Source organism: Pseudoalteromonas sp. APC 3224, assembly GCF_030407535.1.
Lineage (GTDB): Bacteria > Pseudomonadota > Gammaproteobacteria > Enterobacterales > Alteromonadaceae > Pseudoalteromonas.
The window spans coordinates 43279-64127 of record NZ_JASDDF010000003.1 but is presented as its reverse complement, the minus strand read 5'-3'; the positions used below and the strand labels follow the sequence as shown (position 1 = coordinate 64127).

Below are 20849 nucleotides of genomic sequence, written 5' to 3'. Positions count from 1 at the left end.
CACACTTTTTTCAAGATGCACATGCGCAAATACCGCACTACTAAAAACGACACTGATTACGGTTAAAAATTTAATTAGTTTTTTCATATTTACCTCTATTTTAGTTTATTGAAATTGCTATTTATGGTTTCTTAACTTCGCTAAGCATTACTTTTTAGCTCCGCCTTAGAAAGCTCCTTGTTAAAGGCGTTTACTTCGGGCTTTTTAACGATTGAATAAATCGCGGGTAAAACAATTAGAGTTAGCAGGACTGCACTTGTCATCCCACCTACCATTGGTGCAGCAATACGACTCATTACCTCAGAGCCTGTTCCTGTACCATATAAAATAGGCATTAGGCCGATAATGATTGTCGCTACTGTCATCATTACAGGACGAACACGTAATCCAGCACCGTGCAATAAGGCATCTTGATATGCATCATCAGAGATAGGTTCAGCTCGCTCTTCAGCTTTTTCCTTAAGCTCAGCAAGTGCCTGATTGAGATAGACCAACATTATCACACCAATCTCAACCGCTACCCCAGCTAGAGCAATAAAGCCCACGCCAACAGCCACAGAGAAGTTAAACCCTTCCAGATACATCAACCATAAGCCACCAATCATCGCCATCGGCAAGGTAACGATAATGATAGCCACCTCACTAAACGCTCTGAAGTTTAAGTAAAGTAGAATAACAATAATGGCGAGTGTTAAAGGCAATACATAGGTGAGCTTTTCTTTCGCTCTTTCCATATATTCGTATTGCCCAGCCCAAGTAATTGAATAACCTGCTGGTAGTTTTAGATTATTAGCCAAGTGTATTTTTGCACTTTCAACATAAGTACCTACGTCAACACCGTCTATATCGATAAACGTCCAGCCATTTAAACGAGCATTTTCACTCTTAATCCCCGGCGGACCGTTCTCAACTCGAATATCTGCGACATCACCTAGTGCAATGCGTTGACCACTTGGTGTTACAACAGGTAATCGTGATAGCTGCTCAGGAGAGTCTCGATAGTCTTGCGGATAGCGTAAGTTAACAGGGTAACGCTCTTGACCTTCTACCGTTTGGGTAACGTTCATACCACCAATAGCTGTAGAAACCACTTGTTGAACATCTTCGATGTTTAACCCAAAGCGACTTGCCTTATCGCGTGAAATATCAACCTTGATATATCGTCCACCTGCAACTCGCTCTGAGTAAACTGATGCTGTGCCTGTAACTTCGGGTAAAATTTGCTCTATTTGTTGGCCGATTTCCTGAATCACATCAAGCTCTGGTCCGGCGACTTTAATACCCACAGGCGTTTTAATACCTGTTGCCAACATATCAATACGAGTTTTGATTGGCATAACCCAAGCATTCGTTAAGCCCGGAAACTTAACCAATTTATCAAACTCAGCTTTTAAAGATTCTGTTGTAACTCCCTCACGCCACTCTTCTTGAGGCTTCAACTGAATGAAGGTCTCAATCATAGTTAGAGGCGCGGGATCAGTTGCAGTTTCAGCTCTTCCTACTTTACCAAATACTGTTTCAACTTCTGGCACTGTTTTAATTAGCTTGTCTGTCTGCTGTAGAATTTCTCTTGCCTTACCAATAGAGATCCCCGGATATGTAGTCGGCATGTACATTAAATCTCCTTCATCTAGAGGAGGAATAAACTCGCTACCAATCTTATCAACAGGCCAAAAACCGACGATAGTCACTAATATTGCTGCTACAATTGTCGATTTTGGAAACTTCATTACTTGCTTTAAAACAGGCATGTAAATAGCAATTAGCAATCGGTTTAACGGATTTTTCTTTTCTGAAACAATTTTGCCTCGAATAAAGTACCCCATTAATACAGGCACCAATGTGATCGCCAAACCTGCTGATGCCGCCATTGCATAGGTTTTTGTATAGGCGAGCGGAGAGAACATTCTTCCTTCTTGCGCTTCCAAGATAAATACAGGTAAGAATGAGACTGTAATGATCAGTAAGCTAAAAAATAGTGCAGGGCCTACTTCACTCGCAGCCTTAGCAACAATTTGCCAGCGATTTTCATCTGTTAGTGGTGTTTTCTCCATATGCTTGTGCATATTTTCAATCATCACTATTGCGCCATCTGTCATCGCACCAATTGCAATAGCGATACCACCTAATGACATAATATTCGCATTGATACCTTGCATATGCATGATGATAAATGAAGCTAAGATGCCAATAGGTAGAGTGACAACTGCAACAATCGAAGATCGCAAATGAAACAGAAATGCAACACATACAATCGCGACGACAGCAAGCTCTTCGAGCAATTTACTCCATAGGTTTTCTACCGCCTCTCCTATTAAGCCAGAGCGATCATAAACCGTAACTATTTCAACTCCTTCGGGTAAACCTTTTTTTAACTCTTCTAATTTGGCTTTTACTCCATCAATGGTTTTTTGTGCGTTTTCACCAAAGCGCATAACAACCACACCACCAACAACTTCTCCTTCACCATTAAGTTCCGCGATGCCCCGTCTCATTTGTGGACCTAAGTTAACTTCTGCCACATCGCCAATAGTAAGCGGCGTTCCTTGTTCGTTCACACCGAGAGGGATCAACTCTATATCTGAAATACTTTTGATATAGCCAGTAGCGGTAACCATGTACTCTGCTTCAGCCATTTCAACAACAGAGGCACCTGTTTCTTGGTTACCACGCTTAAGGGCCATTTGAATGTGACTAAGTGGTATACCGTAGGCTCTTAACTTATCGGGATCGACTTGTATTTGATATTGTTTAACCATTCCACCAACGGCAGCAACCTCTGACACTCCGGGGACAGTTTGCAATTCATATTTTAAGAACCAATCTTGAATACTACGCAATTGGCTAATATCCAAGTTGCCCGTTTTATCTACAAGAGAATATAGGTAAACCCAGCCAACACCTGTCGCATCTGGCCCTAGTTGTGGACGCGCACTAGCGGGTAGTGAAGGGGCTACTTGACTTAAATATTCAAGTACTCTGCTCCTTGCCCAATATAAGTCAGTGTCTTCGTCAAAGATGACGTAAACAAATGAGTCACCAAAAAATGAATAGCCACGAACAGTAACAGCGCCGGGAACAGACAACATTGCAGTTGTCAGTGGATAAGTAACCTGATCTTGAACAACTTGCGGTGCCTGACCGGGGTAATTCGTTTTAATTATTACTTGAACGTCAGATAAATCTGGTAGTGCATCAACAGGCGTATTCTTTATTGAAAATAGCCCACCACCAATCAAAATTAAGGTAGCTAAGATAACAAAGAAGCGATTGCCAATTGACCATCTAATAATTGATTCAATCATTATTTTTCTCCCAACTTAATGATTCGAGTGATCAACGACCGGCTTATTTTCCTTGCCGTGTTGTTCATCTGATTCAAGAGAAATGTCAGTGATAACTAAGTCATCCCTAACCTCAAAAGTGAAAGTGACATTATCACCAACATTGAAATCAACTATTTCTATATTGTCCGCGACGATAAAATCCATCGTCGCAGCAGGTCTATCCCACTTCTCTATTGGGCCTCGGCTAATATTTAGAATCCGTGTATCAATATCAATCGCATTAATTAAACCTGATACTGTTGCTGATGATACTTCTTCACTCATATCAGCAGGCTCACTCATGATATGAATTCCAGTAACTTCATATCCACCCTCTTCGGTTTTGCTCACTTCAAAGTGCAAAGATTGACCTGACTTTAATGAGTCAATATCGACTTTTTCAGCCACAGTAAAATCCATAACCATTTCAGGCCAATCCCAAGCTTCAGCAGGGCCATGTGAAATATTAACCATGCGGTGCCCTGCCATAACACTATTAACATCCCCTTGCATCCAAACAGAGTTAGGCACTTCATCATGAGTCATTCGTTTAAAGTCAGAGCTTTTACTTGATTCAGAATCAATCAAGAATTGGGCAGATGTCACCACAACGTCATCTTCATTTAAGCCGTCTAATATTTCGATGCTGTCGATATCAACCCGGCCAATAGTCACTTCAATAGATTTAAATTGCCCATCACCTAACGCAAGTACTACTCTGTCCTGTTTACCTGTTCTAATAACGGCTTCTTTAGGCACGAGGATGGTGCTATCAGCTTGATTAGCGTGAATAGAGACTTGTGCAAACATATTTGGTTTTAATTGATAGTCTGTGTTATCAAATTTCAATCTCACTCGGAGTGTGCGTGTTTTACTGTTCAATGTTGGATAAACATAATCAACGACACCAGCCCAGTCCTCACCGGGTAAATAATCCAGTGTCATTGATACAGGAAGTCCTTTTTTAATTAAGGCTGCGTCACGTTCAAACACTTCTGCTTCAACCCAAACTTGATCTAGCTGGCCAATGCTTAATAAGGTGTTTCCCGGCTTTACATAAAAACCTTCTCTAACCTTCAAACCATCGACAACACCTGCTTGTGGTGAATAAAAGGTAATTGTTTGCTGAACCTTTCGTGTCTTTTCTAGCTTTTGAACAAAGTCTGCTGAAAGCTGTAACGCTTTTAGGCGATCTTTGGCTGCTGAAATTAAAGAACTATTGTTGCGCTTTAACGCTATTAACAGCTCTTCCTGAGCATTAACTAACTGAGGAGAATATAGTGTATAAAGAGGCTGCCCTTTCTCTACAGGGTTACCTGCTGCTTTGATGTAAAGTTTATCAATCCAGCCATCAACCCGTGGGTGGATATGAATTAGCTTATCTTCATCATATTGAACATAACCTACCGTTGAGATTTCAGTATGCATATTTTTCAGTTCAACAGGTGCAGTGCGAACCCCAAGGTTATTCACTACATGAGGCGCAATTTTTACTGCTCCGGGGCCAAAGTCATCACCAGATGATCCTTCCTCATACACTGGAATTAAATCCATCCCCATAGGCGACTTACCGGGCTTGTCCCGGCGGTAATTAGAATCCATCGGTGCAACCCAATACAGAGGCTTTTTTTCTCCTGATGTTGCTTCATTACTATTACTGTTTGAGCCAGTACCTTGATATAAACTCAATGCTCCAGCACCAAGTGCTGCCCCAATGATGATGGCAATAATTGTTTTTGTATTCGTTGACATTATTTTTCTCCAAATTGCTGACTGGATAAGTGCTGATTAGTTTTGTGTGAAGTTTGCATCGACTTATGTTCAGCATTTGAGTTAGATTGAGAATGCGCAAAGAAATAGTTGATACGAGCAACTGTTTTAAGTGCGTCAACATCAATTCTTAAAGCTGATATTCTGGTATTTAATTCGGCAATTCTTGCTCGAACAACTTCGGCAAAATCGCCATCATCATTTGTGTAGGCTGTCAATGACGCTTCTGCTTGGTCATGAGTTTGTTTAAGGAGTTGTTCTTGATAGATAGATTGTCTATCTGATAAGCGTTTAAGCTGTCTTAGTTCTTTTTCTAAAACACTGATCATTTGCTTTGTCAGTAATAGTTTCTCGGTTTTAATAGTCTCTGAATCTGCAATAGAAGCTGCAACTTGCTTATCTTGTCTGTTCTCGGTAAACAAGGGTAAATCAAACGTTACCCCAACAGAAAATAAATCAGCTCGGCTATCACCAGAGGGCATATTGTCGCGATAGGCATAACTAGCATTAACACCCCATTGCGGCTCATATTGCTGTTTGGCTAACTCAATTCCTTTTTCTGAAGCTTTGCGTTTTATATCAATCGCAAGTATGGCTGGGTGATTCGAAAGCTCCTGAGCCAATAGATTTCTTGAGTAATTAGATGCTTTTAGGACTGTTGGATTATTCAATTGAATCGAAGGCAATTCTTTTGAGACGCTAAACTCTAATGGTTGCGCGTCAAAGTTGAATGATTCATTCAAACGATCCGCATCGTAAATATGAAGCCACTCATTGAGACGAGCGATTGTCGTTTCTAGTTTCTGCTTTTGCGAAGTTAATCTGTCATCTAACTGCACGATTTCCAACTGAGCACGAATAACATCTTGCTGTCTAGTTTTACCAACAACGTTTGAATAGCTAGCTTTAGCCACTTCCGCCATCTGCTCAAAGAGAGACCAATCATCTTCAATCAATTTAATAGTTTGTTGGGCTAAGTAAGCATCTAACCAAAGTTGTGACACTTGGCTTATCAACTTAGCTTTACGATCCTCTCGTAACAGTGGAAATTTCGTGGACTCAATTTGTAACTGGTCTTTCTTGATCTCTAGACTGTCGCCTCTCGGAAACATTTGAGAGACGCCAACCTTTAGCTGAGTCATTCCTTCCTGATCTAAATCCCAAGTATCTGTTGGTAAATTCATTATCCCTAGCGATACTTTCGGATCAGGCAAAGTACCTGAAGCAATACTTCTATTTTCAACTGCACTTTGTTTCAATCGGCTACCATGAAGCCAAGGATCATTTTGCTGAGCTAAGGTGATAGCTTGTTCAAGCGACACTACTTTCTCAGCTTGAGCTGAGAATACAGATAAGCCGAGTATTAATGCAGTTGAAAGTGAAGTAAGGTTTGAAGAGTTCAATTTCATTAGAATTGCTCCTCGTATGTCTTAACTTTTGCATAGACTTTGCTCGTTCCATCTTTAAATAGAATTAACACGTTGTATGGCATAAAGCGGTCATCGACTTCCATACCGGGAGAGCCAACTGGCATTGCTGGAACTGAAAGCCCAATCGCATTGGGATGTTCTTCTGATAAGAACTGCTGAATAAATTTAGCAGGTATATGACCTTCAAAGGCAAATCCATTTCTACTCACTGCCGTGTGGCATGAACGGTAATTAGGTTTGATACCATACTTAGTTTTGATGTTGCCGATGTTTCGGAAATCTTTGGAATGCGCAACGATCCCTTTGTCTTCAATATGAGTTATCCATTTTTTACAACACCCACAAGTAGGGGTTTTATAAACGATTAACTCCAAAGGTGTTACGTCGTTATTGTGTGCATGGTTATGTTCGTTGGCGTTTGCAAACGCAGGTGAAAGCAGCATTACTACTGCTATTTTTAAATACTTATTGATCATTTTTGCCCCCAGACATCGCTGGAAAATATCTATAGCGCTACGACGCTATATTGACTAACAGAAAAATTAATTACATGTGCGAGAAATTTGGACGCACTAATCCTGTATTAGGCAAAAATTGGTGGACGATAAAGGGAAGTGGAAATTGAATGAGGTTGTTTAGATTGCAGAGCAGCTACAGATTCACTGAATATTTGAATATCTGTCGAATCAATACTGGAATTTAGGACTGTCGTAGATGAGCAAGCATTTGCAGGACAAATACATTCAACGTCACAACAATCTTCTGATTGACCATTACTGCTTTTATTCATATCACCATGATCCATGTTCATGTTCATGTGTGATTCGTGAGAACCTGATGACATTTCGCAAGGCATAGCAGAATACACAAATGCTTGCCCTACAAAGGCAACCAGCATAAGCGTCATTACTAAGACTTTTGAAAATGCTTTAGACATAAAATTCTCTTACAAATATACATCTCTAATACTAATGCAAATTTTTGACTAAGTCAATTGATGCTGTATAAACATTTATGAATATTTGATTATCGTCAAATTTTTCAAAGAGGTAAGTGACAAATAATAATCTCATCAGACTTCTTATCTTCGCTATTCAATGGCTTTTATTTTGAGACTTAAGTTGCTCTCTCATTTCTAAAACTCGATCTGCCGAATAAGCTCCTGCTCTCATAACAACCAGTTCAACAAATGAAATATCAATTAACTTATGGTCAGCATCAATCACATAACAACTCCCACTATGTGTGTATATTTCTAACTTATCCTCATCAGCAGATTTGCTAACAATCTTTGAAGTCACGATTTGCTGAAATGGCCGAAACCTGAATGTTTCATCTTCAATAACCCCCCCTGATAAAAACTCGCCAAGAAATATTTTTTCAAATTCTTTATAGTCGTAAACAGATACTATGTAGGCATCCTTTAAATATATTCTATCCAACGTATTCCCTTACTAATAACTAGCCGGGAGCATATCTCGCAGCTCTAATAACTCATTAGGAGAATACATACACTCATGCATTAAATTAAACTCAAATGCATTTACATCAAACTCTTTAGATTCAGCATCTAAGATATAAAAGTCAACACCAAAGCACTTACTTTCTAGACCATTGATTTCCAAAACCTTTATCGTGAATAAAGCATCTCCTTCTTTACCATTTTCATTTTCGTCAGCAAATGTGCCGTAAAGCACCCGTTCAACTTTTTCCTCTGTATCAGATTGAATTGAGATAAGTTTTGCGTTGGTTAGTTTTACTCTAGGTCTCATGCTTGAACTCCTTTCATATCTTCTACAGAAAAAGGACGAAAAAAACTTAGATATTTAACCCCATCAACTTTAAGCAAATTGTTGTCAGCATCAAAATGTGACAGAACACTAGATTGATACAACGAAATGTATTTTTCATAATCGATTGTGTTAAAAAAGTTGGTATCAACGCGCCTCGCATAAAAAACAAGATCTTGCTGTTCGATACGAACAATGAACTTCTGATCGCCATCTAGATTTTTGACTCGTAGACATAAATCAGGTTTGTGCCAATCAGATACAAAGGAAGGAATCAATGGGAAGCCATATACCAAATAGCGCATACCTTCGATTTTGAAGGTTGTTGGATTGAACTGAGCCTTATTTACTTTGCCGCTACTGAATAATTCAAGTGTCAACACCAGCCAGTGCACATGCTTAGAAAATGTATTTCCTTCAGAAATACAGCCTTCAAACTCACCATTATGGTTTACATGATTGATGTACATGTATTTTCTAATGTCATCCAAGGAAAGCTTTTCAAACGGAAACTTGCAAGCGATTAGCCTGAAATAACAACCATGAACTTTTAAATCTGCATATTGAACTATCAACGGATCATCAAAGGCATCAAAGTATGGTCGCCACTCTAAGCGGAAGTCTGCACCTGTATTTACAATAAACTTGGCATTTTCAGGCAACCCTAAAACTTGGTATATCACTGAAACTAACTCTAATGTTTCGATATCTACCAGCATCAGGCTTTCAATACGGTTTGCCATTGACTCAATTTCTTTATGAAGCGATTCAATAATTTCTTGATCATCGTATTCGTTGATCATTAAATATTTCAGGGAATCGTGCTTTAGAATTGAGTCCAGCTTTTTCTTTTCAAATACTTCAGAGAGATATTTATGGGTATCAGAAAAATGAGGGCAGTTATAAACACCTCTAGCCCACAGGCCTTGGGCGTAAAGATCAGGAAACTCTAATAACTCAGCAAACTCTTTTGCTTGTTTATTGAGCTTATTCTTTAATTGATAAAGTGAGATCACTTAGTTCTCCAAACAACTTTCCAATAAACAATGGCCTACCAACACATTGCTTTATTTATTGTTCAAATAACCAAATTTTTACGGATGCTCCGCTTCACTGTTCACGTTTTTCAAGGCGAAAAACATGTGTAGGCGTAGGCTGTCCGCACAACCTTTCACTCATAATATCGCTAAATTTTTAAATGGCAACTTACGGATTTGTACAAAATCAGTCAGAAATTTTGGCTTTGAACTCATCAAAGCTAAGTCCGAAAAGGGATATGACTAATTCTTCATTTATATTGGAACCGGGAAATTTTTTTTCAAAATTTCCAATGATGCTATCTAGGTGGCTAGCTAATATTTTTACTAAAAATATTTCCGAGTTTGGTGAGAGAGCAGACAGTGCTATCAATGGGTTGTCAAAGGATTCAGCTTTTATTTTTACTAGTAAATCGCTGTAACTGTTACAGTCATACAGACAAATAGCTAGGGCTTCTTGGGCTTGTCCAAGGGGAATAGTTAATAATTTAGATAATCGTTTTGCCTGCCTTTTTATATTTACTAGCAGGTCTTCTTTATTAAAAGACATCAATACACCAAAAAACGGCAACGCTAGGCCACGCACCTATGTCACTCAGTTTTTGTGAATATTTAATCTTTTAGTTCAGAGTAAATCCATTTCGTCCTGTTTTCGTGGGAACGGGCTTCTCTGAAAAGCCACTGCAAAAAGCAGTGGCTATTGTCGCAATATTATAAGGAAATGTGAATTGTAGTTTGATGCCTACATGTTCTTTTCAGTGAATTCAGCCAAGCTACTACGCTCTACTTCATCAAATATCAATACTGAGCCTTTTTCATAGTTTCTATACACGTTAACAGCCGCGCTAGCACCTGAAGATGCGGGTGTGACAAACTTATCATCAATCTGGGCTAAGTTGCCCAACACGATTGTGCGACAATTTTTGCCACCACGGCTTAACATGCCCTTAATTTGCGCTCTAGTCATGTTTTGAGCTTCATCAATGATTAAAACAGCATCGTCTATTGAACGACCTCGGAAGTAAGCCATACTAGTAAATTCTATATTGGCTTTTTCGATCACATGCTCAACAGTTGCACTAATATTACCTTCATTGTTATCACCTGAATGCATTGATATAAGCGCATCTGTTATACCTGCTAATAACGGCATTGATTTCTCTGTCAGGTCACCGGGTAAAAACCCCGGATCATCGTCCATAAAGTCTCTGGAGCGCACCACAACGATTTTTTTGTACTTTTTTAACTCCAATACTTGATGCAGCGCCGAAGCAACTGCTAAAAAAGTTTTTCCGGAGCCAGCAGGGCCAAGGATGATATTTAAGTCATAATATGGATCTGTTAATTGGCTTAAAGCTACTGCCTGACGCTGATTTTTAGGCAAAATGCCCCATACTTTTTCTTGTTTACGAGGCAATAACTTTGTGAATACCTCAGTATCTGTTACTTCTGAAATTCGCCCAATGTGTCCAGCTTCATCGTACCAATACATGTTTGGCTGAACTTCATCATTAAATAGACTTATTGGGAAAGTATAAACTTCTCCTGAAACCTTGAAGTCTTTGTCTGATTTAATTCGATCAAAAAGATCTCCTTTAAAGGCTTGTACCCCTGTGTATAAAAGATCAATATCTGATATTTGATTATCTACGGCAACGTCTTCTGCCATGACCCCTACGGTTCGAGCTTTCAAGCGCATATTAATGTCACGGCTAACAATTACTACGTCTTTATCTAAGTCCTTCTGAAGATACAGTGCATAGTTAATTATTCTATTGTCAGCGTCACTTCCAATACCGTGCTTTAACTCTTTAGCCATATCGAGCTGGGTATCAATTCCAATAAACAGTTTTCCTCGTTTAGCTGTTTCAGTAGAAGGTAGTGGAATACCAGCTTCCATCTCTTCTGCACTGTGCCCATTTATTATATCTTCAAGCATACGAATACATACACGAGCATCAGCACTAACCGATTTGTTAGTTCTTTCTTTTAAGTTATCTAATTCTTCTAGAACTGTTAGACAGATGTATACGTCTTCACTGTACGCAAGAAGTGACTTTGGATCATGAACTAGTGCCGATGTATCCAATACTCTTGGGTTTTTGTTTTCACTTGGATTATTCATTTTAGTTCTCCTTTGAGAACGATTTTCATTAATTAGCATTTTAGATTTACCTTAGCTTTATTATTTTTGTTTGTGCCTCTTGCAGGTTAAATCCATTATTTATATTTATTGATGAATGGTTCTATTCTTTAAGTCACACTTAATGACATGTTAGAGAGATTAGATCTTAGCCTGTTATAAATACTCAATTTATTCAGTAAGAATAAGGTCTGTAGATAGGTCTGCACAAATATTGAAAAAAAGCTTGCAGTAATACCTGTTTTACCACACCCAGCAGGACCAGTAAGTATTACTAATTCAATAGACGTGTCGAGCAAGGCATCAATAGCCATTGCTTGGTAAAAATTTTTTGGCTTTATTCCCCATGCACTTTGATGCATCAATCGCTCTGCACCAATATCTTTAATGGTAATATGCTCACCATCATAAGATTTAACTCTAGCGGCAAACTGATCGCCATCATCAAGTAAATATTCATTACAAAACACATCAGGAATTAAGTTTTTAGCCACATAATGAAACGTATCACGGCCGTGCTGCTGTGTTTCGCATTGCCCTACGTGCTGCCAAAAATCACCAGTAATTTTTTTATAGCCGCTGGTAAGTAAGGCGATATCGTCAATTAACTGATCAGTACGATAGTCTTCAACATATTTAAGGCCTGCCCCTTTGGCTTTTAAGCGCATGTTAATATCTTTTGTCACCAATACAATTTTTGAATCGCTGTGCTGGTTTTGTAAATGCACCGCACAATTAATAATACGGTGGTCGTTTTCATTGCCCGGCAAACCAGAAATAGAATCGGCAAATAAATGGTCGTTTACAATAATTAAGCTGCCTGTCGATCCGCCTTGTTTATTCCTTGGCAGCGCCACACCTTGTAACATTTGTTCAGGAGTTGCCTGACTCAACACCCCATCAAGGCCACGAATAGCCACTCGCGCATCGCGGCTCACATCGTGTTTTCTATCTTTTATATGATCAAGTTCTTCCAATACGGTCATTGGGATAACCACTTGGTGCTCTTGGAATGACAAATACGCGAGGGGTTCGTGAAGTAATACATTGGTATCTAGCACATACATTTTACTATCAAAATTTGAAGCTTTTCCCATAGTACTTTCCTTACGTTTTATGATTTTTATGCTATACCCAATAAACTAATCAGTGGTTACTAATAAACTTGATTAATTACTTAGGTATATTTTGAGTTTAGTCTATTTGTCATAAAAGTCTGTTTTATGACAAATATCATTTAGTTTGAATTTTCCACAAAATCGACGCACTAATGAGCGCTTAGGGTTGGTAATAATTCATACTTATAAAATTAATTAAAAGTCAGGCAAATAGCGCCTTGCAGTGGTGTTATCTAACAGGTAACATAGCCGCCTTTTTCTTCATAGACGAGACATACATGAATTTTTCCTTAGGTCAGCGTTGGATAAGTGACACAGAGTCAGATTTAGGATTGGGCACCGTTGTTGCCATTGATGGCCGCCAGGTCAGCATTTTATTTCCTGCCAGTGGTGAAAACCGTGTTTATTCTTCTGCAGAAGCTCCGGTAACCCGCGTAGCATTTAATCCTGGTGATGTGATCCGAAGCGTTGAGGAGTGGGAATTACAAGTTGAGTCAATTGAAGTACAAGGCGAATTACTGTGCTATCACGGTGAACGTATTGATAACGGTGAAAAAGCACAATTAAAAGAAACCTTTTTAGACCACTTTATTAAATTTAATAAACCGCAAGACCGCTTATTTGCGGGCCAAGTAGACCGCTTTGATAGATACACTTTGCGCTACCAAACTTGGTTACACCAATTTGAACGCCAACAGTCACCTATTAAAGGTTTAATTGGCCAACGTGCCAACCTTATTCCGCATCAGCTTTATATTGCCCAAGAAGTAGGTAAACGCTTTGCGCCACGGGTATTACTGTCTGATGAAGTAGGCTTAGGTAAAACCATCGAAGCGGGCATGATTTTACATCAACAAATTATCACCGGTCGTGCCAGCCGTGTACTTATTGTTGTGCCTGAGAACTTACAACACCAATGGTTAGTAGAAATGCTACGCCGTTTTAATTTACGTTTTTCAATTTTTGATGAAGAACGCTGCGACGAAGCGTTTGCTGATTCACCCAATGTATTTGATACCGAGCAACTGGTGCTTACTAGCCTTGAGTTTTTAACCAAGAAAAAACGCTGGTTTGAACAAGCTACTTTGGCCGACTGGGATTTATTAGTAATTGATGAAGCCCATCATTTAAGCATTAACAACAATAAACCCAGTGCCGAATACCAACGTATGGCTGAGCTGAGCCAAGATATTCCAGGGCTAATTCTTCTTACCGCTACGCCAGACCAACTGGGTCATCGTAGTCATTTTGCTCGTTTACAACTGCTCGATCCAGATCGTTTTTACGACTATGACGTGTTTAAAGAAGAAGAAGCAAACTACAAAGACGTTGCCGAAGCTGCTAATCAGTTATTACAAGAACAAGCACTGGATAACAGCGCAAAAGCCACATTAATTGAGCTATTAAAAGAAACAGATATCACCGATATCCTTGAAAAAGCCCAACAAGGCGACCTTGCTGCACGCAAAGAAATACTCACTATGTTATTAGATCGCCATGGCACTGGGCGCATATTATTTAGAAATAGCCGCAGTGGCATTGATGGCTACCCTAGCCGTAAATTACATGCCTACCCAATGGCATTACCTAAGCAATACAAAACAGCAATGACCGTACTGGGTAATATGAGTGGCATTCAAAATGCCGAGCTTAGTGCGCAACGTGCACTTTTCCCTGAAAAAATATTTCAAGAATTTGAAGGTGAAAGCGCAAGTTGGGGATTATTTGACCCTCGCGTAGATTGGTTAATTGAAACGCTAAAAACACTCAAGCGTGAAAAAGTACTGCTTATTTGTGCTAAAGCCGAAACAGCGATTAGCCTTGAGCAAATATTACGTGAACGCGAAGCAATTAAAGCGTCTGTGTTCCATGAAGGTATGTCGATTATTGAACGTGACCGCGCTGCGGCATTCTTTGCCGATGAATACGATAACGCACAAATATTACTGTGTTCAGAAATCGGTTCAGAAGGTCGTAACTTCCAGTTCTCACATCACTTAGTGTTATTTGATTTACCACTTAACCCCGATTTACTTGAGCAACGTATTGGTCGATTAGACCGTATAGGGCAAACACAAGATGTGAACATTCACGTGCCTTATTTTGAAAACACGGCACAAGAAGTACTACTGCGTTGGTATAACGAAGGCTTAGATGCATTTGAAAGCACTTCAACCACTGGGCAGTTGCTGTATAAAGAGTTTAGCGAAGATTTACTTGAGTACATTGCTGCTCATAATTGTGATGAAGATGAGCTAGATCCACTCCTTGAGCAAGTAGCACAAAAGAATGCAATATTACGTAAGCAAATGGAAAGTGGTCGAGATCGCTTACTAGAGCTACATTCATCGGGACAAGGTGCTGCTGACTCACTTGTAGCTGACATTGAAAAGCTCGATAACCAGTTTGAACTGCCAAGCTACATGATCAACGTGTTCGACACCTTTGGTGTAAGCCAAGAAGATAAAGGTGAAAACACCATTATTTTAAAGCCCACTGAGCACATGTTAAACGCTTCGTTCCCATCGCTAAAAGACGATGGTATGACAGTAACCTTTGACCGTGATACCGCGCTTTCTCAGGAAGATGTGCACTTTATTAGTTGGGATCACCCTATGGTGCAAGGCACTATGGATATGATTTGTGATGATGATTTTGGTAGTTCATCGGTGGCGTTACTTAAAAACAAAAAGTTACCACCAGGCACCTTTTTTGTTGAGCTAATATTTGTTGCCGAAGCCATGGCACCAAAAGTACTGCAAGTGGGTCGCTTTTTACCCCCTACGCCAATTCGTATTTTACTCGATAAGAGCAGTAATAACTTAGGTGAAAATGTTGGTTTTGATGGCTTTAATCAGCAACTATCTGCGGTAGGTCGTCAAACGGCGAGTAAATTAGCTGGTGCATTACAAAGTGCGGTTCATCCAATGATCAATACCGCAAAAGACATGGCGCAACAAAAGCTGGATGTTATCCGTGCCGAGTCATTAGCAAAAATGCAAACATCGTTAAGCGAAGAACAACAGCGATTAGTTGCACTGAAGCAAATTAATCCAAACATTCGCCAAGAGGAAATTACCTTTTACGATAAACAACGCAATGAGCTAACCGCACATATTGAAAAAGCGCAGTTAAAACTCGATGCCATTCGTTTGATTGTGGTTTCGCACTAGAGAATCTAGCTGTTAGCTATAAGCTATAAGCTGTAAGTCATTAGTTAAAGATTACTAACGTGTGTGTATAAAAAAGAAAGCGCGATATTTATATCGCGCTTTTATTTTTATATCAATAAGGTACATCTAAATTTCATATACTAAGCTTATAGTATTTAATTTTATCAATTACTCATTAGTACTTATTTAATTACAGCCACTCATCAGTATCTTGACCGCCTAAAATAGCCATTATTTCAACATCCGTTGCTGAAATTCTGTAATAAATACTGTCTGAGCCACAAACTGCACGCCGATAGCCTGTACGAATATGTTCAACTGATTGATAGGAATAAGGATTTGCAGCTAGCTTTTCAAACATAGAAAAGAAACTGTAAAAGTAAATATCTGCTTGCTGTTGTGAAAATGCTTTGCAACCATATTGATAAATACGACGTAAGTCTTCTTTGGCATCGTTTGAAAGTTTAAATGTGCGCACTACTTAATGCTTGCTTTAAATTCTGCTAACATTTCATCGGCAGATTGAGCACTAAAACCGCTTTTTTCTGCGTTAGCAAGCTTACTATTTATAGCTTCAGCCCTTCTTGCACGGCGAATTAAATCATTCACCAATTCACTTTTATTTGCGTAATCACCGATGTTCTCAACATGATTACGTAGCCATAAATCATTTTGTTCAGTAAGTGAAATACTTTGTCTTGCCATAATGAATTTCCAAAACGTTAGTCTGGTGTAATTTTACACCAGACTAAAAAATACGCAATTAAACTTTTACCTTTTCCCTTGAGCCTTTGCCCTCACTCCACTAAAATAGCGCACTTAAAAATCACTGAGGTCTGCCGTGTTAGTTAATTACAATCCCCCTATGAGCCCGTATTTAACTATACTGTTTCAAGACGATGATTTACTTATTGTAAATAAGCCTAGCGAGTTACTCACCGTACCAGGTAAAGACCCAAAACATGCCGATAGCTTAATTAATCGCGTCAACCGTGTTTTTCCTACGGCTAAAATTGTTCACCGTTTAGATATGGCTACCTCAGGAATACTTTGCTTGGCAATGAACAAAGCCGCTCATCGACATTTAAGTATGCAATTTCAAGAGCGCGAAACGGCAAAACGTTACATTGCGCGAATTTATGGGCAGCTTGAAAATGAAACCGGCTCCGTTGATTTACCGCTTATTTGTGATTGGCCGAACCGCCCTAAGCAAATGGTTGATCACGACAATGGCAAACCCTCGCTTACCCATTTTAAAGTGCTTGAACGTGAAGCACAGGCAACCCGTGTAGAGCTTACTCCTATTACTGGGCGCTCCCACCAGCTGCGAGTACATATGCTAAGCTTAGGCCACCCTATTTTAGGCGATCGTTTATATGCCCACAAAGACGCACTTGCTGCGGCTCCTCGCCTACAGCTGCATGCACAAATGCTACAACTCAAACACCCTGTAACAGAGCAAGTACTTACTTTTGAAGCTGAACCCGAGTTTTAATACGGATTAATCTTTTAGTTATTTGCAGTAAATAGCTAAACTTTAAGAGTGCTACGCCGATACATAAATAAGATTTAAATTAAAAGCTTATTATGTTTATTACGCAGATGTTTAAAGTCATTATTACTACTCTTTCGCTTGGCTGTGCATTAATCAGTTTTCAAGTGCTTAGTGCTGAGTATATCGCTCCTCCTCCCTTTTCAAAAAATATTGATGCGGATATCTCTCGCCTAGCCCAAAGTGATGAAGTAAAGTCTATTTTAGCTGGTGATACTGAGTTTTTAACTTTATACAGTGAATATATGAGCGCCGACTTTAGAGGGGTGGTCATACTCATTCCTGACTGGCAATCAACGCCCACAAACAATTCCGGCATGAACTTTTTGCGTAAAGAGCTGAATAATCATGGGTACACTTCTTATGCGATGACAGTTCCTGATATAGATTGGCAAGCAGCCCAAGATGACACAGCAAAAACGATTAATGATTCTGTGGGCACAAATAATGAAACAGCCAACGCAAATACTGAGCCTGGCACCAGCACACAAAAACAGCCTCATCATGCCGACTATGTTGAGCAAGTAAATACCGAGGTCGTGGATAACTACAAGTTAAAACTGCTCGCTCGCTACGAAGCTTTGTATCAGCAGGCAGCAATGGAGTCTGACAATATTGTTGTTATTGCACAAGGCACCAGTGCTGGGGTGTTGTTGGAGCACTACGCTGAATTTGCAGACTTAAAAATAAACGCCTTCATTAGTTTGAGTAGTTACCTTCCTAATACAAAACGCAATGCCAAGTTAAGCCAAATAACATCCTTGGTCACCCCTGCTTTGTTGGATATTTATTTTGCTACAGACAGTAATGATATCTTAATGAACCTTAAAAACCGTCAGCGTTGGGTTAACCGTAATGCAAAGTTTGATTACCGCCAGCGCCAGCTATTTGGATTGCGCGACGCGCCACAGCAACATGCACGCTTGAGCAAAGAAATAGACGGTTTTTTACGCCGCCTTTTTTAAATACTCGTAAGCGGCTTGAATATCTTGGCTTTTTTTTACTGCTACTTCCATCATGTGCTTAGGTAAACCTTGCGATACCAGTTTATCAGGATGGTGCTGAGCCATGAGCTTACGGTACGCTACTTTAATATCACGTTGCGACGCATCTTTATTTAGCCCTAACAAGGCCAATGCCTGCGAGCGATTCATATCATTACTTGGCGGTACATGATGTCCTGAGCCTTCTCGGTAACTACTACTTTGACTTTGCTGCTGCCTAAAACGCTGTTGTTGCTGCCTAAAATTAAACTCTGCTTGATAACGTTTTAGTACAAAGGCAAAGTGTGCTTTAGATACCCCCAACTGCTTGCTTACTTCTTGCAGTAACTGCTTTTCTTGCGCGGCAAGCACGCCATCAGAAAACGCCATTTGAATTTGAATTTCTAAAAATAACTGCAGTAAATCGTAACGTTTAGCAAAACGTTCTTTAAAGTCATAAACCGTGTCTTTGAGTGAAAAGTCGCTGTCTTTACCCGATTGAAATGCCTGCTGCGCTTCACGGCGCTCTTCGCCTTTTAAGCCCATTTCATCCATAAATAGCGTCGCAGCTTTAATATGGGTTTCGCTTATTCGTCCATTTGACTTGGCGATATGCCCCATTACTGCAAAGCAGCTAGAAAAAAACAGTGCTTGGCGCTCGTTAACATCATCGCCTTTAAAAAGGTTAGAGAAGCCGCCAGCCTGTTCAAAGTCTTTCTTTAGACTTTTATCAAACATATGGCCTAGGTATAAGCCTAAAATAGCGCCAAATATTTTGCCAAACATAAAACCAAAACAGAAACCGAGAATTTTTCCCCACATTTTAAAACTTACCTCTAGTGTTTTATATTTAGCTTATGGTGCTAATTGTTGGTTAAGAGTCGATAAACGCTCTGGTGTGCCTATATCGTCCCATTGGCCAATATAGAGTTCAGTGGAGACTAAATGTTCATTTAATTTTTCACGCAGTAAAGGCCCTAACGGGAGAATACCTGGGGGCAGCCCTTCAAAGAAATCAGCCTGATAACGGCCAATTCCAGAAAAAGTATAGCGCTGTTCACTATTAGGTAAGTGGCTTAGCGTAAAATCACCATCTGGATTATGCGCAGGATTTTCAACCAATACAATGTGCGCTTCTTTTGGCTGTAAATGCAGCTGCATTAATGCACTAACATCGTAATCGCTGTAAACATCACCATTAATAACAATAAATGACTCATCTAATAAAGGAAGTGCTTGAATAATTCCGCCAGCAGTTTCAAGCCCGCCAGTTGCTTCCTGGCTATAGGTAATACTTACACCCCATGCACTGCCATCTGCAAAGTAGGTTTTTATTTTATCTCCTTGCCAGGCGAGATTAATCACAATCTGCGTAATACCAGCTGCTTTTAAGCGCATAATATGATGCTCAATAAGTGGTTTACCTGCCACACATAACATAGGTTTTGGCAACTGTGCGGTGAGCGGCATCATACGTTTACCGCGTCCTGCAGCTAAGATCATGGCCTTCATAGTTGTTCCTCTTTTAACCGCTGCTGTACTTTTGGTACTACGTAATTTTTTACCCAATCAGACAAGTCACTAAGCTCTGGATACTCTGCCGCCACTTCAACAATATACGCTAGTGTTGGTAATATATTGGTTAAGTAACCTTTTTTGCCATCCCGTAAATACAAGCGACAAAAAATACCCGCTGCTTTTAAATGGCGCTGCAAGCCAGTTAAATCAAACCAATACTTAAATTGTGCGAATGACTCGTTAGTTATTAAACTTTGTCGCTTAAATTCGTCATAACCAAACTCAAGTAAATGAGTCAGCTCGTCGTTGGGCAATTTAAAATAACAATCTCTTAAAAGCGAGACTAAGTCATAACATAACGGACCTTGTACCGCGTCTTGATAATCAATAATTGCCCATTGCTGCTCGCAGCGCATAATATTACGGCTATGGTAATCACGATGCATAGTCACTGTGGGTTGTTCAAGCAGTGTATTGATTAGCAGCGCAGTACTTGTTTGCCAAATAATTTGTTGCTCAGCGCTGAGCTCTGTACAAATAAAATCATTAACTAACCAATTTTTAAAAATATCCAGCTCAAGTGCAATAAAGTCATGGTCATACGGATTCATTGACGGAGCTTTAGGCGTTTTAGCCCACTTGGCACTTAAACTGATCAGCTGCTGGTAATGCTCGCTGCGATTGGCATCATCAAGCAAGTCAGCTAAATGGGTGTTACCCAAATCACTTAAAATAAAAAAACCTTGCTGCTCATCACTATGAATAATGGATGGTAATAAAAACCCCTGCTCAGAAAACATCTTATTTAATGCAATATAAGGGACGTTGTTAACTTTTTTTGGATCTGAGTCCATCACAATAAAGCTTTTATTTTCAGCGCTTAACCTATAATAACGGCGAAAACTGGCATCTGCGGTTATTGCATTAAGCGCGCAGGATTGCTCACTAAAGTGAGTATTAATAAACTGTTGTAAACTCTCAAAACGTGTCATTTTATAAGCTATCTATT

General features: G+C 39.6%; 18 protein-coding genes and 2 pseudogenes. 3 read left to right on the top strand and 17 right to left on the bottom strand.

Going from position 1 to position 20849, the window contains the following annotated elements:
• The 12 genes and pseudogenes from QL989_RS19160 to QL989_RS02130 form a co-directional block, all read right to left on the bottom strand.
• Window positions 1-87, bottom strand: a pseudogene (locus QL989_RS19160) (copper resistance protein CopC); the annotation flags it as partial.
• Between the two features lie 53 nt (window positions 88-140).
• Window positions 141-3305: an efflux RND transporter permease subunit gene (locus QL989_RS02180; RefSeq protein WP_024601763.1), complete on the bottom strand. Its 3165-nt coding sequence runs from the start codon at window positions 3303-3305 to the stop codon at window positions 141-143.
• Between the two features lie 15 nt (window positions 3306-3320).
• Window positions 3321-5078, bottom strand: a complete 1758-nt coding sequence (locus QL989_RS02175; RefSeq protein ID WP_076923063.1) for an efflux RND transporter periplasmic adaptor subunit — start codon at window positions 5076-5078, stop codon at window positions 3321-3323.
• Window positions 5078-6505: a TolC family protein gene (locus QL989_RS02170; RefSeq protein ID WP_024601761.1), complete on the bottom strand. Its 1428-nt coding sequence runs from the start codon at window positions 6503-6505 to the stop codon at window positions 5078-5080. Before QL989_RS02170 ends, QL989_RS02175 begins: the two co-directional genes overlap by 1 nt.
• A complete protein-coding gene (locus tag QL989_RS02165) occupies window positions 6505-7002 on the bottom strand; it encodes a DUF411 domain-containing protein (RefSeq protein ID WP_004589252.1) in 498 nt (165 codons plus the stop codon). Before QL989_RS02165 ends, QL989_RS02170 begins: the two co-directional genes overlap by 1 nt.
• 107 nt (window positions 7003-7109) lie before the next feature.
• Window positions 7110-7463 carry a hypothetical protein gene (locus tag QL989_RS02160; protein ID WP_182819550.1) on the bottom strand — a complete coding sequence of 118 codons (354 nt, stop codon included), beginning with the start codon at window positions 7461-7463 and terminating at the stop codon, window positions 7110-7112.
• 157 nt (window positions 7464-7620) lie between these two features.
• Window positions 7621-7968, bottom strand: a complete 348-nt coding sequence (locus tag QL989_RS02155; protein WP_016899198.1) for a hypothetical protein — start codon at window positions 7966-7968, stop codon at window positions 7621-7623.
• Window positions 7969-7980: 12 nt separating this feature from the next.
• A complete protein-coding gene (locus QL989_RS02150; protein WP_008109627.1) occupies window positions 7981-8298 on the bottom strand; it encodes a hypothetical protein in 318 nt (105 codons plus the stop codon).
• On the bottom strand, window positions 8295-9332 hold the full coding sequence (locus tag QL989_RS02145) for a hypothetical protein (protein ID WP_013465892.1): 1038 nt from the start codon (window positions 9330-9332) through the stop codon (window positions 8295-8297). Before QL989_RS02145 ends, QL989_RS02150 begins: the two co-directional genes overlap by 4 nt.
• 208 nt (window positions 9333-9540) lie before the next feature.
• Window positions 9541-9903, bottom strand: a complete 363-nt coding sequence (locus QL989_RS02140) for a hypothetical protein (RefSeq protein ID WP_024595179.1) — start codon at window positions 9901-9903, stop codon at window positions 9541-9543.
• A 192-nt stretch (window positions 9904-10095) separates the two neighbouring features.
• Window positions 10096-11478: a PhoH family protein gene (locus QL989_RS02135; protein WP_008109623.1), complete on the bottom strand. Its 1383-nt coding sequence runs from the start codon at window positions 11476-11478 to the stop codon at window positions 10096-10098.
• A 257-nt stretch (window positions 11479-11735) separates the two neighbouring features.
• A pseudogene (locus QL989_RS02130) lies at window positions 11736-12593 on the bottom strand (PIN domain-containing protein); the annotation flags it as partial.
• A 299-nt stretch (window positions 12594-12892) separates the two neighbouring features.
• On the opposite strand from QL989_RS02130, the gene rapA reads away from it, so the two are divergent.
• Entirely contained in the window at window positions 12893-15787 is a 2895-nt protein-coding gene (rapA, locus tag QL989_RS02125) for an RNA polymerase-associated protein RapA (RefSeq protein WP_290167841.1), read from the top strand.
• A 190-nt stretch (window positions 15788-15977) separates the two neighbouring features.
• Here the strand turns inward: rapA and QL989_RS02120 are convergent, their stop codons facing one another.
• Together QL989_RS02120 and QL989_RS02115 are read right to left on the bottom strand one after the other, a co-directional pair.
• On the bottom strand, window positions 15978-16265 hold the full coding sequence (locus tag QL989_RS02120; protein WP_138564027.1) for a type II toxin-antitoxin system RelE/ParE family toxin: 288 nt from the start codon (window positions 16263-16265) through the stop codon (window positions 15978-15980).
• Complete coding sequence (locus QL989_RS02115) at window positions 16265-16492, bottom strand: CopG family transcriptional regulator (RefSeq protein WP_033103989.1); 228 nt, start codon at window positions 16490-16492, stop codon at window positions 16265-16267. The genes QL989_RS02120 and QL989_RS02115 overlap by 1 nt, the downstream gene beginning before the upstream one ends.
• A 136-nt stretch (window positions 16493-16628) precedes the next feature.
• On the opposite strand from QL989_RS02115, the gene rluA reads away from it, so the two are divergent.
• Both rluA and QL989_RS02105 read left to right on the top strand, forming a co-directional pair.
• Window positions 16629-17282, top strand: coding sequence for a bifunctional tRNA pseudouridine(32) synthase/23S rRNA pseudouridine(746) synthase RluA (gene rluA, locus QL989_RS02110; RefSeq protein WP_198523690.1), 654 nt, complete (start codon window positions 16629-16631; stop codon window positions 17280-17282).
• Window positions 17283-17374: 92 nt separating this feature from the next.
• Window positions 17375-18304 carry a DUF3530 family protein gene (locus QL989_RS02105; protein WP_198523691.1) on the top strand — a complete coding sequence of 310 codons (930 nt, stop codon included), beginning with the start codon at window positions 17375-17377 and terminating at the stop codon, window positions 18302-18304.
• Here the strand turns inward: QL989_RS02105 and djlA are convergent.
• The 3 genes from djlA to QL989_RS02090 are packed head-to-tail and all read right to left on the bottom strand — an operon-like array spanning window position 18287 to window position 20832.
• The gene (gene djlA / locus QL989_RS02100) at window positions 18287-19144 is read right to left on the bottom strand and encodes a co-chaperone DjlA (protein WP_290167836.1); all 858 of its coding nucleotides are present in this window, start codon (window positions 19142-19144) and stop codon (window positions 18287-18289) included. The two genes, QL989_RS02105 and djlA, sit on opposite strands and share 18 nt — an antisense overlap.
• A gap of 33 nt (window positions 19145-19177) precedes the next feature.
• On the bottom strand, window positions 19178-19834 hold the full coding sequence (gene murU, locus QL989_RS02095; protein ID WP_138609117.1) for an N-acetylmuramate alpha-1-phosphate uridylyltransferase MurU: 657 nt from the start codon (window positions 19832-19834) through the stop codon (window positions 19178-19180).
• Entirely contained in the window at window positions 19831-20832 is a 1002-nt protein-coding gene (locus QL989_RS02090) for a phosphotransferase (RefSeq protein WP_290167834.1), read from the bottom strand. The genes murU and QL989_RS02090 overlap by 4 nt, the downstream gene beginning before the upstream one ends.
• Between the last annotated feature and the right edge of the window lie 17 nt (window positions 20833-20849).

Bases quoted from the DNA above. Each gene is read 5' to 3' on its own strand.
- QL989_RS02115 (WP_033103989.1), bottom strand. From the start codon at position 16,492: ATGGCAAGACAAAGTATTTCACTTACTGAACAAAATGATTTATGGCTA.
- QL989_RS02175 (WP_076923063.1), bottom strand. From the start codon at position 5,078: ATGTCAACGAATACAAAAACAATTATTGCCATCATCATTGGGGCAGCA.
- QL989_RS02180 (WP_024601763.1), bottom strand. From the start codon at position 3,305: ATGATTGAATCAATTATTAGATGGTCAATTGGCAATCGCTTCTTTGTT.
- QL989_RS02150 (WP_008109627.1), bottom strand. From the start codon at position 8,298: ATGAGACCTAGAGTAAAACTAACCAACGCAAAACTTATCTCAATTCAA.
- djlA (WP_290167836.1), bottom strand. From the start codon at position 19,144: ATGTGGGGAAAAATTCTCGGTTTCTGTTTTGGTTTTATGTTTGGCAAA.
- rapA (WP_290167841.1), top strand. From the start codon at position 12,893: ATGAATTTTTCCTTAGGTCAGCGTTGGATAAGTGACACAGAGTCAGAT.
- QL989_RS02135 (WP_008109623.1), bottom strand. From the start codon at position 11,478: ATGAATAATCCAAGTGAAAACAAAAACCCAAGAGTATTGGATACATCG.
- QL989_RS02170 (WP_024601761.1), bottom strand. From the start codon at position 6,505: ATGAAATTGAACTCTTCAAACCTTACTTCACTTTCAACTGCATTAATA.
- QL989_RS02090 (WP_290167834.1), bottom strand. From the start codon at position 20,832: ATGACACGTTTTGAGAGTTTACAACAGTTTATTAATACTCACTTTAGT.
- murU (WP_138609117.1), bottom strand. From the start codon at position 19,834: ATGAAGGCCATGATCTTAGCTGCAGGACGCGGTAAACGTATGATGCCG.
- QL989_RS02140 (WP_024595179.1), bottom strand. From the start codon at position 9,903: ATGTCTTTTAATAAAGAAGACCTGCTAGTAAATATAAAAAGGCAGGCA.
- QL989_RS02165 (WP_004589252.1), bottom strand. From the start codon at position 7,002: ATGATCAATAAGTATTTAAAAATAGCAGTAGTAATGCTGCTTTCACCT.
- QL989_RS02105 (WP_198523691.1), top strand. From the start codon at position 17,375: ATGTTTATTACGCAGATGTTTAAAGTCATTATTACTACTCTTTCGCTT.
- QL989_RS02160 (WP_182819550.1), bottom strand. From the start codon at position 7,463: ATGTCTAAAGCATTTTCAAAAGTCTTAGTAATGACGCTTATGCTGGTT.